Origin of the sequence: Streptomyces sp. RP5T (assembly GCF_003933965.1) — a bacterium.
GTDB lineage: Bacteria > Actinomycetota > Actinomycetes > Streptomycetales > Streptomycetaceae > Streptomyces.
In genome coordinates, this window is sequence record NZ_RSAJ01000283.1 from 1 (window position 1) to 10,614 (window position 10,614).

The window sequence follows — 10,614 nt, forward strand, 5'->3', positions numbered from 1 at the left end:
CTCTGGACGTATGCCGGAACTCCCCGAGGTGGAAGCGCTCAAGGACTTCCTGACCGAGAACCTGGTCGGCCACGAGATGGTGCGCGTGCTGCCGGTGGCCATCAGCGTGCTGAAGACGTACGACCCCCCGCTCACCGCCGTCGAGGGCCGCGAGGTGGTCGCCGTGCACCGCCACGGCAAGTTCCTCGACCTGGAGACGGACGGCGGCCCGCACCTCGTGACCCACCTGGCCCGCGCGGGCTGGCTGCACTGGAAGGACCGCCTGCCCGACGGCCCGCCCCGGCCCGGCAAGGGCCCCCTCGCCCTGCGGGTGGCCCTGGAGACCGGCGAGGGGTTCGACCTCACGGAGGCGGGGACGCAGAAGCGCCTCGCCGTGTACGTGGTGGCCGACCCCCAGGAGGTCCCCGGTGTCGCCCGTCTGGGCCCGGACCCGCTGGCCGAGGACTTCGACGGGGCGCGCCTCGCGGCCCTCCTCAAGGGCGAGCGCCGGCAGCTGAAGGGTGCCCTGCGGGACCAGACCCTCATCGCGGGAGTGGGCAACGCGTACAGCGACGAGATCCTGCACGCGGCGAGGATGTCCCCGTTCAAACTGGCGGCCTCCCTGACCCCCGAGGAGACGGAGACCCTCTACCGGGCCCTGCGCTCGACCCTCACCGAGGCGGTGGAACGCTCGCGGGGGGTGGCGGCGGGCCGTCTGAAGTCGGAGAAGAAGTCCGGCCTGCGCGTGCACGGCCGCACCGGCGAGCCCTGTCCGGTGTGCGGCGACACCGTCCGGGAGGTCTCCTTCAGCGACTCCTCCCTCCAGTACTGCCCCACCTGCCAGACGGGCGGCAAGCTGCTGGCGGACCGGCGGTTGTCGCGGCTGCTCAAGTGACCGGCCGCCGTCAGCTCGGTTCCAGCGTCACCAGATGCTCCCCGCCCGCCGTCCTGACCTCGTAGTGGTCGATCTGGTCGGCGTGGAAGGTGGAGCTGCCCATCATGGTGTTGTCGCCGGTGTCGTGTCCGGTGGCGTTCCACCCGGTGACGGTCTCCTCCGTGCCGTCGCGGCTGATCGCGACGAGGTGGCAGGCGCGCGGGCCGGACTCGTCCTTGACCTTGAGTTCCACCTGGGTGCCCCAGTCCTCGTCCTCGGTGGTGACCTGCGCCCACACGCCCGAGCGGTCGTCGGTGGCCTCGACGCTGGTGGTCCGCGTCGAGTCGCCGTTCGCCGTCATCGCGAGAGTGGAACCGCCCACGGTCAGGACCACCGAGGCGGCGACCGCGTACAGCAGGCGCCTGCGGCGGGCCCGGTGGCGGGTGGCGACCTCGGCGAGGAGGCGGTTGAGGAGCTGCGGGCCGGGCTGGGCCATCGGGTGCACGGTCCGAGGGGTCGCCCGGCGGTACAGCATCATCTGACGGGTCACAGGACCGAACTCGGTCACGTGTGCCGCGCACTGGGGGCACTCCATGAGGTGGTCCTCGAAGCGGAAGGCCTCCGCCTCGTCCAGCACGCCGAGCGCGTACGCGCCGACGTCGCGATGCCTCTCCAAGGACCTCATGCCGAAACCTCGTGCCGTTGGGTGTGGGTGGGGTTACTCCTTGCTCCCACCGGTACGCACCAGCCCGCCGAATCACTCAAGGCATGCACCGAATCGTGACCAAGGGATTCGGAGCGCTCGGCCCCGCGGATTGGTCCGAATCGAAAGGAATCTAGAAAAGATGGATGGCGAGGTGGCCGAGCGGCAGACCGAGCTGCCAGGCAGGTGTCCACACCTTCGGACCCTCGTCCTCACCGGCCCCGGCCCCGCCGCCCGGCACGGCGTTCAGATCGGGCGCGAGCAGTTCCGTCTCCTCCAGCCAGCGCCAGGCCGCGGCCGCGAGTTCGAGGTCCGCGGCGGGCTCGCCGGTGGCGACCGCCTCGGCGGTCAGCGCGGCCATCCGCTCGCACACCCAGTCCTGCCACGGCTGGTCGTAGGCCGTCAGTGACAGCCAGTTCTCCAGCTGCGAGACGACCTGGATGCCGGAGAGTTCTCCCTCGGTGTCGGCGAGGAAGACGGTCAGCGCCAGCGCGTCCCGCCCGGCGCGGAACTCGAAGGACGTCGGCGGCATCAGGTCGCCGGATCGCAGCAGCTCGTCGGCGATGTACTCGGCGTACAACCAGGCCATGGGAACGATGAGTTCGCCGCCGCCGGTGCCGTCCGTGCTCTCTTGACCTCTGTGCAGCATCCCTTCCTGCCTTCCTCCGGTGCGTGCGCGTCGCCCCGACCCAGGACCCCATCCGGAACACGGATGAGGACAGCCGATTACTCAACCGGGGTCTTCAGCAAGGCGCTTTACGGAGGTTTGACTTTCCCATTGGTTTCACCGCAGGTCGGCCGCGTATCCGGGAAGCACCCGGCGCAGGGCTCGCAGCGCGTAGTACGCGCGGGACTTCACGGTACCGGGCGGAATCCCCAGGATCTCGGCGGCCTCCGCCACACTCGCCCCCTGGAAATACACCAGCACCAGGACTTCACGGTGCTCCGGAGTGAGAGTCTTCACAGCCTCGCGGACGTCGAGGGCGGCGGCGGCCCGCTCGGCGTGATCGGCGCACACCCGGGCGTTCTCCAGCACCGCGTCGCCGACCTCGGCGGGACGCGCCTGCCGGGCCCGCCGCGCGTCGATCGCGAGCCGGCGCCCCACGGTCAGCAGCCACGGCCGTACGGACTCGAAGTCGTCGGCGCGCAGCGCCTCGGGATGCTGCCAGGCGCGTACGAGGGTCTCCTGCACCAGGTCCTCGGCGCGTTGCCGGTCCCCGTCGCTGAGCCGGAGGAGGAGCGCGAAGAGAGGCCGGCCGTGCTCCCGCTGCAGTGCGGCGAGCTCGTGCTCGGCGGTCGTCCCGTTCGTGAGGGTGGTTCCGGCCGTCATGGCCGTATGGCACCTCAGCGCCGGGCCGGGGGACAGGGCACGCACAAGGATCTGCGGCGGACGGTCGATCGCGTCGACGAACGGTTCGGTGAACGGTCCCTTCCGCGTCCCTTCCCCGTCCCGTCCGCGTCCCTTCGGCCCCGGAAGGGTCAACAAGGCGGCCAGGCCGTTTGCCGACCGCGCCAAGTTCATAACCATTCGTCAGTAAATATGACCTCAATGGGGTGAGCTGATGATTGCACGCAGACGGCAGGTTGCCCTGGCCCTCACGGCCCTTCTGGCCGGAGGAGCGGCCTGCCAGGCGCACGACCACGACACCTCCGGGCATCCGGCCCCGGCCGCCGCCGCACCGCGCGGTTTCACACTCGTCGCCTCCGGCGACGTCCTGCCGCACAGCTCGATCATCGACCGGGCCCGCTTCGACGCGGGCGGCAACGGTTACGACTTCCGCCCGATGCTGGCCGGAATCCGGCCCGTCGTCTCCCGCGCCGATCTGGCGCTGTGTCACATGGAGACCGTCTACGGCGCGAACGGCGACTACACCGGCTACCCGACCTTCAAGTCACCGCCCGAGGTGGCCCAGGCTCTCGCCGCCACCGGTTACGACGGCTGCTCGACCGCCTCCAACCACAGCCTCGACGACGGCGCCGAGGGCATCCGCCGTACGCTCGACGCCCTGGACCGCGCGGGCGTACGGCATGCCGGAACCGCCCGTACCGAGGGCGAGGCGCGCACGGTCACCGTTCTGCGCGCGGGTGCGGCGAAGGTCGCCCATCTCTCCTACACCTATGACACCAACGGTTTCCCGCTGCCCCAGGGACAGCCCTGGGCGGTGAACCTCATGGACGAGACCAGGATCCTGGCGGACGCCCGCGCGGCCCGGAAGGCGGGCGCCGACGTGGTCGCCGTCTCGCTGCACTGGGGCACCGAATGGCAGGACGCGCCCGACGAGCAGCAGCTGGCCCTCGCCCGCGACCTGACCGCCGCCCGCACCGGCGGACGTCCCGACGTGGACCTGATCCTCGGCACCCACGCCCATGTCCCGCAGGCGTACGAGAAGGTCAACGGCACCTGGGTGGTCTACGGCATGGGCGACCAGATCGCCGGCGAGATGTCCAACCACGAGGGTGCCCAGGACCCGCGCGGCAACCAGTCCACCCTCGGCCGCTTCACGTTCGCCCCGCCGGCCCGGCCGGGTGAGCGCTGGCGGGTCACCAAGGCGGAGTTCGTGCCGCAGCTGTTCGACGTGGACGCCGGCCGGGTGGTGAACCTCAACCGGGCGATCGCTCAGGGCGCCGACGTCCAGGGCGTCCGCGACCGCATCCGGGAGGTGGTGCTGAGCCGGGGCGCGGCCAAGGACGGGCTCACGATGGGGCAGTAGGCCCGTCCACGTCCACGTGGTCGAAGGTCCGCAGCATCTCCTTCAGCACGCGTACGCACGCCCGGAGCTCGGCGTCGGTCAGTTCGCCCCCGCCGACCTGCTGGTTCAGGGCGTGCTCGCGCGCGAGGACCGCGGTGACGGCGGCCGTGCCCTCGTCCGTGATCCGGATCAGCGAGGACCGCTGGTGGGCGGGGTTGGGTACGGCCCGCGTCCAGCCCCGGTCGATCGCCTCATTGGTCATGCGCTGCACGAACTGCCGGGTCAGCGCCATGATCCGGGCCATCTGAGGAACCGTCATGGGCCCGTACCTGTGCAGCAGGACGAGGACGGAACGCACACCGACGGACATCCCCCGGTCCGCCTCGTCCTGCTCCAGCTTGCGCAGGCCGCGCCGGTAGAGCGCGCCGACCAGGTCGAACACCTCGCTGACCCGGTGGCCGAGATCGTCGGGGGGCAGTGGCTCGTCGATGTCGTTCACCCGCTCATCATGCACCGCGGTTCATTGTGACAACCGGGTTGTCAAAGTTCGCCGAAGATGACACCTTGGTTGTCATGACAGTCGCTTCGGAACTGAGCTACCACGCGTCCACCGACGGGGACATCGCCTATCGGGACACCGGCACCGGCGCCCCCGTCGTCCTGCTGCACTCCGGCTACGTCGACCACCGGCTCTTCGAGGCCCAGACACCCGCACTGGTGGCCGCCGGACACCGCGTCATCGCCGTGGACATCCGCGGCCACGGCTGGAGCGCCAACGCCACCGAGCCCTTCCGCTGGGCCGACGACCTCGCCGGACTGCTGCGTCATCTCGACGCGGGCCCCGCCGCCCTGGTCGGCGTCTCCATGGGCGGGGCCGTCGCCGGTGACACGGCGATCGAGTATCCGGAACTGGTCCGGGGGATCGTGCTGAGCGGCGCCTCGGTCAGCGACTTCCAGTACACCCACGAGGCGACCCGGCAGATCGTGGCCGAGTCCCACCGGACGCTGCACTCGGGCGACATCGAGGGCTGGCTCCAGGTGTTCCTCCGGTCCGTCGCCGGCCCCTTCCGCGAGGTCGCGGACACCGACCCGCGGATCCTGGACCACCTGCGCGAGATGGCCCTGCACACCATCGCCAAGCACACGCCGGGCGAACGGAACTGGCATGTGCCCATGACCGACACCTGGGCCCGCGTCCCGAAGATCGACGTACCGGTGCTCACCGTCAACGGCACGCTCGACTCCCCGGACCTGCTCGCCGACGCCGAACGCTACGCGAGCACCGCGCGCGACGGCCGCTCGGTCCTGGTGGAGGGCACCTCGCACTTCCCGAACCTGGAGAGGCCCGAGGAGTTCAACGCCATCGTGCTGGACTTCCTGCGCTCGCTCTGACGCCGCGCGGGTGCGTGACGGCGGTGCGGGACCGCTACGGCACCACGGTCACCGGCCACCGGCCGGCCTTGACCAGGCGTACCGCCACGGAACCGACGATCCGGTGTCCTGCCTGCTCCGAGGCGCCGACGACCACCGCGTCGGCCTTGAGTTCGTCCGCTGCCTTCGTCAGCCCGCCGTAGGGGTCGCCGCGGAAGGTGTGGAACTCCCAGCGCACATCGAATATCCCCTTGTTCTGCTCGGTGGCGCGCCGGATCTGGGCGACCAGGTCCTCGGCGATCTCGTCCGTCGTCTCGGCGACCGGGGCGCCGAGCGCGGCTCCCGAGGCGATCACCGGCTGGACGTACACCACGGCGAGCAACGCGTTCTGGCGCCGGGCCAGACCTCCGGCGTAGGCGGCGGCGCGGAGCGAGGAGTCGGAGCCGTCCACGCCGACGACGATCACCTTGGGCCCGTCCGTGCCCCGCTCGAACTGGTGCGAGTGCTGTTCCGTCACGGCTGTGAGGCTATCGGAAGCCGCAGGTCCGGACGTCGTACGGGGTCGGTCGGAGATCGGTGCGCAAGCTTTGCCGAAAAAGGGCACCCGAAGGGCGGGCGGCGAACGGGCCGTCACCGAAGCCCGTCGCCGCTCTCGGCGCCCCGGCCTCGACGGAGGGGACGAGGCCGGGGCCGAAGCCGACGGGCCCCGTACGGGGTCGTCCTGACGCCCCGCCATGCCACTCGGGGCGTCCTCGCTGGGCCGGGCGGGTGTATTGATGCCGCCGCACCGGTGTTGCTGAGGTGCGTCGGCGCCCTGCCGGGCGACTGATGAGTCATGACGAAGGATCAGTTGCTCACTCGGCTGTCGTCGAAGGCGGCGGCAGTGCTCACGCGGCGCCGGGCCCTGGTGGCCGGCGCCGCCGCCGTCGGGGCCGCCGGCACGGCCGGAGTGCTCGCGGCCCTCACGGGCCAGGAGCCGGCCCGGCCGGCGCTCCCCGCCGCCGGCCCGCCGGCCCGTCGCGCGGTCAGCTCCTCGGCCTACCGCCTCCAGCCCCTGACCGGATACGGCCCGCCGCGCGCCGCCCCCAGGAAGACGCTCGTACGCCACGAGCCCTTGCTGAAGGTGTCCGGGCGCGGCCGGACCATGGTCCTGACCTTCGACGACGGACCCGACCCCCGCTACACCCCGCACATCCTGGACACGCTCGCCGAGTACGACGTCCGCGCGATGTTCTTCGTGTGCGGGGAGATGGCGGTCGACAACCAGGACCTGCTGGCCCGGATGTCCGACGAGGGACACGTCGTCGGCAACCACACCTGGTCCCACCCGCTGCTCACCCGCCTGACCCGCGCCCGCATCCGCTCCGAGATGGAACGCACCTGCGACGTCATCGAGGACGGCTACGGAGAGCGGCCCGAGTGGTTCCGGGCCCCCTACGGCGCCTGGAACCGGGCCGCGTTCCAACTCGGTGCCGAGCTCGGCATGGAGCCCCTCGCCTGGTCCGTCGACACCCTCGACTGGACCACCCCGGGCACCCGCCGCATCGTCGGCCGGGTGGAAAGCGGCGCCGCCCCCGGCGTCGTGGTGCTCTCGCACGACGCCGGGGGCGACCGCTCCCAGAGTGTCCGGGCGCTGCGCGACTATCTGCCGCGGCTCATCGATTCCGGCTATCACATCACCGTCCCGCGACGGCAGTACGTATAGCCGAAAGGCGCCCGCCGGGTCGGGGACCGCTCAGCGGACCTCGACCAGGCGGGCGAAGGCGACGACGTTTCCGGCGTATCCGCTCTGCTTGGAAAAACCGCCCCCGCAGGTGATGACCCGCAATTCGGGGGTGCCCTTGGATCCGTACACGCGGTCTCCGGGGAAATCGTTCTTCTCGAAGACCTCGATCCCGTAGATCTCGAAGATCGCGGTCTTCCCGTCCTTGCGCCTGATCTCGACGCGATTTCCCTTCTTCAGGGCCCCGAGGCCGTAGAACACGGCGGGGCCCTGTTTGTTGTCGACATGGCCGACCACGACCGCCGTGCCCTTCTCGCCGGGGGACACCGCGCCGGTGAACCAGCCGGCCAGGTTCGGGTCCTCCGGCGGCGGCGCGCCCACCCAGCCGTCCGGGTCCAGGCCGACCGGCACCATCGGCGCGTCGACCCGGATCGCCGGGATGGAGACCCGGTCGGGCTGGGCGAACGGCAGGGGAGCGGGGGTGTCGCGCAGGACGCTGCCGTGCACCCGGCTGTCCGCCGCGGCCGCCGACGCGGGCTGCGGCGGCCCGACGTCGAACTCCCCCGAACCGTTCCGAATGAGCGCGAGGCCGGTCAGCAGAACAAGCGCTATCACGCCCCAGGGAGCACGCTTCCTCCGCTGCTCCTCCTCTTCGGCCAGATCGGCCAGCTCGGACGCAGACATTGACTTCCCCTCTCGACGCGGCCGTCGCCGTGTCATTCGCGCATACGAGAACGCTAAGTCCCGCGCGCGCAACCGGCGACGGGGCAACGGCGAACGGGTGGCCCCCGAACACGGGTGGTGAGCCATCCGAGTTGCCGTGAACAGGAATTTTCTGACGGTCCGTGACCTGCGAAGATATCGGATTGTGCGCTTTTCGTTCGGCGTGTCCGATCACCAGGACGGAGCATTCCCGAAATGCGGGCGCGCGCAAGGAGTCTGAGGGTCTTTCTGGGAGGCGTTTTCTCGCCGATCCACCGGGGACCGTTCCCGGGGCGTCTCCCGCGGAGGATTCACATGCGTACTACTCGTGCCCTGGCGGCTGCCGGTGCCGCGGTCGCCGTGCTCGGACTCGCCGCCCCGGCGGCCGTCGCGCGGGACGGCATGAACCTGAACCCGAGCAATGTCGTCGCCCTTCCCAATGTCATCGCCCGGGGCGGCCAGCTGACCATCACCGTCAACAACTGCACGGGCAACGCCACCGCGAGCTCGGACGCGTTCCGGACGATCAGACTGACGACGGGGACCAACAACCTGGCCACGGGGCGTGCCACGGTCAACCGGAACGCGGCCACCGGATCGCACAGCATCAGCGTCGTCTGCGGCAACGGCACCGTGATCAACCCCACCGCCTTCACCGTCATCGGGGGCGTCCGCGGCGGTCTCGGCGGCAGCAGCTCCAGCGGGGCCACCCCGACCGACATGGCCATCGGCGGCGGCCTGGTGGCGCTGGCCGTCATCGGCGGCGGGGTGTTCTGGATGCGCAGGCGGTCCGAGCGGCACATCTGATCTCCGCCCCCTTCGGAGAGGACCTTCGCCCCGGACTCCGCGAGGACCCGGGGCGGAGCTCTTGCCGTGCGCCCGCGGCAGCCGTCAGGCGCCGTCGTCGCCGGTGCGGCGACGGGAGAAGTGGTAGGCCGCCCCGACCGAGCCCGCGATCAGCAGGGCTCCCAAGCCGAGCTCCTTGACGTCGAAACCGGCGAAGCTGCCGCCCTCACCGGCCTGCACGCCCCGGTCGGGGTTGAGGGGCACCGGGGTGGGACCCACCGGGCGGCCGCCGGAGATGGCCAGGCCCGTGGAGCCGCTCACGCCGTCACAGGTGAACGTCACCTGGTAGACCGCACCGGGCCGGGCGTCCCGGTCGACCACGACCGTCGCCTGGCTCTTGTGCGCCGGGATGGTGATGGTGTCGAACACCCCCGAGGTCACGGTCGCGGAGCCCTTGCAGCCGCCGTGGTTGCGCTCCAGCAGCAGCCCCACCTCCCCGCCCGGGGCGACGGTCGAGGGCACGACGCTGAAGCCGAAGGGCGTGATGTTGTCGCCCTTCGCCACGGCGGCCGGCGCGGTCAGGACCAGGGCGGTCACGCCCAGCAGTGCGGCCGAAGCGACGCGTATCGCGCGCATGGTGGTTCCTCCGGTCCCCGAGGAGCAACTGCGGACCTGTTCCGCCTACGTCGGGAATGCACCTCGATGACCGAAACGCTAGGAACAGGTGTGCGTCCGCGCGATCGCTGTCGCTCCGAATGGGGTATTCGTGTGGGCCGCTCGGGGGACACCGTCGGCGTGTCGGGTGCCGGACGCCCCCCCGGGGGGCGTCCGCGGTGCGGGGCTCTCAGCCCTTGATGTCCGGGAAGAGGGCGAAGAACGGATCCGCCGACGCCGTGATGCCCCGGCTGTAGGGCGCGTCGAAGTCCCAGATCAGGAAGAGCAGGAAGGCGATCAGCGCGGAGAACAGGCCGGCCAGGATCAGTTCGCGTGTCGTGCGCCGGATCTGCAGCGCGAAGACCATCCCGATGGTGACGATGCCGCCGCCCAGCAGACCGAACCAGACCACCCCCGGCATGGTGGGCTCGACCGAGTCCGCGCGGGCGTTGCGGGCCTGGTCCACGGCGGCCACCTGGTCGACGAGCGGCTGGTAGGCCTGGGCCTCGAAGTCGCTTCTCGGCTCGTAGGAGGTGACGTCCGTGCGCAGCCGGTCGAGGAGCTCGGTGCCCTGCTCGGTCATGCGGCGGTGGTCGGCCATCTCCTTCCACTCCGTCGTGACGACGTGTCCGACATAGGCGTTGACATCGGCCCGAATGCGGTCACGGACGTCGGCCGGATAGACCTGGACCCGCTCCGAGATCTCGTGCAGTGCCTGCGCCTCCGCCTGGACGTGGTCCTGGGCCGCGCTGCGGGCCTCCCACACGCCCGCGATGGCCAGTCCCAGGACGATGGCGTACACCACCCCGATCCACATCGTCATGTACTCGATGACGTCCGGGGTCTCGCTGGGGTCCTCGTCCACGGGTGCCGCCTTGTGGCGGATGAGCGTGACGGTGACCACCACCGCGCACGCGGCCAGCATCGCGAGGATGAGAACAAGCCATTCCGGCAAGGGATGCCTCCAGGATCGGCACTAGCGGGGCCGCAGGGCGGCGACGGCGACCACCGCGGGCGCGGTGATGAGCAGGACGTAGATCACGGGTGAGGTCGTGCTGTGCGTGGGCCGGTCGGGGGCCTTCGCGTGGTGGTAGGCCGGGTAGCTCACCGGGGACGCGGTGGGGCCCGGAGC

13 protein-coding genes are annotated in these 10,614 nt (G+C 71.0%); 5 read left to right on the forward strand and 8 right to left on the reverse strand.

The window, feature by feature from the left end:
• Positions 1-10 precede the first annotated feature (10 nt).
• Positions 11-874, forward strand: coding sequence for an Fpg/Nei family DNA glycosylase (locus EHS43_RS26085; RefSeq protein ID WP_125193199.1), 864 nt, complete (start codon positions 11-13; stop codon positions 872-874).
• 10 nt (positions 875-884) lie between these two features.
• Here EHS43_RS26085 and EHS43_RS26090 read toward each other — a convergent pair whose 3' ends face one another.
• The 3 genes from EHS43_RS26090 to EHS43_RS26100 all read right to left on the reverse strand — a co-directional run bounded on the left by EHS43_RS26090 (position 885) and on the right by EHS43_RS26100 (position 2,886).
• Positions 885-1,538 (reverse strand): zf-HC2 domain-containing protein, encoded by a 654-nt coding sequence (locus EHS43_RS26090; protein WP_125193200.1) that lies wholly within the window; start codon positions 1,536-1,538, stop codon positions 885-887.
• Between the two features lie 151 nt (positions 1,539-1,689).
• Positions 1,690-2,205, reverse strand: a complete 516-nt coding sequence (locus EHS43_RS26095) for a hypothetical protein (RefSeq protein ID WP_125193201.1) — start codon at positions 2,203-2,205, stop codon at positions 1,690-1,692.
• 135 nt (positions 2,206-2,340) lie between these two features.
• Positions 2,341-2,886 carry a sigma-70 family RNA polymerase sigma factor gene (locus EHS43_RS26100; protein WP_028807581.1) on the reverse strand — a complete coding sequence of 182 codons (546 nt, stop codon included), beginning with the start codon at positions 2,884-2,886 and terminating at the stop codon, positions 2,341-2,343.
• Positions 2,887-3,118: 232 nt separating this feature from the next.
• Here EHS43_RS26100 and EHS43_RS26105 point away from each other — a divergent pair, with 232 nt between their 5' ends.
• On the forward strand, positions 3,119-4,267 hold the full coding sequence (locus EHS43_RS26105; RefSeq protein ID WP_125193202.1) for a CapA family protein: 1,149 nt from the start codon (positions 3,119-3,121) through the stop codon (positions 4,265-4,267).
• Here the strand turns inward: EHS43_RS26105 and EHS43_RS26110 are convergent.
• On the reverse strand, positions 4,251-4,745 hold the full coding sequence (locus tag EHS43_RS26110) for a MarR family winged helix-turn-helix transcriptional regulator (protein WP_125193203.1): 495 nt from the start codon (positions 4,743-4,745) through the stop codon (positions 4,251-4,253). The genes EHS43_RS26105 and EHS43_RS26110 overlap by 17 nt on opposite strands.
• Positions 4,746-4,819: 74 nt before the next feature.
• On the opposite strand from EHS43_RS26110, the gene EHS43_RS26115 reads away from it, so the two are divergent.
• Entirely contained in the window at positions 4,820-5,638 is an 819-nt protein-coding gene (locus EHS43_RS26115) for an alpha/beta fold hydrolase (RefSeq protein WP_125193204.1), read from the forward strand.
• Between the two features lie 34 nt (positions 5,639-5,672).
• Here EHS43_RS26115 and EHS43_RS26120 read toward each other — a convergent pair whose 3' ends face one another.
• The gene (locus EHS43_RS26120) at positions 5,673-6,134 is read right to left on the reverse strand and encodes a universal stress protein (RefSeq protein ID WP_125193205.1); all 462 of its coding nucleotides are present in this window, start codon (positions 6,132-6,134) and stop codon (positions 5,673-5,675) included.
• A 318-nt stretch (positions 6,135-6,452) separates the two neighbouring features.
• On the opposite strand from EHS43_RS26120, the gene EHS43_RS26125 reads away from it, so the two are divergent.
• Positions 6,453-7,322, forward strand: coding sequence for a polysaccharide deacetylase family protein (locus EHS43_RS26125; RefSeq protein WP_125193206.1), 870 nt, complete (start codon positions 6,453-6,455; stop codon positions 7,320-7,322).
• A gap of 30 nt (positions 7,323-7,352) precedes the next feature.
• Here the strand turns inward: EHS43_RS26125 and EHS43_RS26130 are convergent, their stop codons facing one another.
• Complete coding sequence (locus tag EHS43_RS26130) at positions 7,353-8,024, reverse strand: class F sortase (protein ID WP_125193207.1); 672 nt, start codon at positions 8,022-8,024, stop codon at positions 7,353-7,355.
• 333 nt (positions 8,025-8,357) lie between these two features.
• Here EHS43_RS26130 and EHS43_RS26135 point away from each other — a divergent pair, with 333 nt between their 5' ends.
• Complete coding sequence (locus tag EHS43_RS26135; protein ID WP_125193208.1) at positions 8,358-8,849, forward strand: hypothetical protein; 492 nt, start codon at positions 8,358-8,360, stop codon at positions 8,847-8,849.
• A gap of 84 nt (positions 8,850-8,933) precedes the next feature.
• Here the strand turns inward: EHS43_RS26135 and EHS43_RS26140 are convergent, their stop codons facing one another.
• Both EHS43_RS26140 and EHS43_RS26145 read right to left on the reverse strand, forming a co-directional pair.
• Positions 8,934-9,464, reverse strand: a complete 531-nt coding sequence (locus EHS43_RS26140; RefSeq protein WP_125193209.1) for a hypothetical protein — start codon at positions 9,462-9,464, stop codon at positions 8,934-8,936.
• Between the two features lie 208 nt (positions 9,465-9,672).
• Positions 9,673-10,437: a DUF4239 domain-containing protein gene (locus tag EHS43_RS26145; protein ID WP_125193210.1), complete on the reverse strand. Its 765-nt coding sequence runs from the start codon at positions 10,435-10,437 to the stop codon at positions 9,673-9,675.
• Between the last annotated feature and the right edge of the window lie 177 nt (positions 10,438-10,614).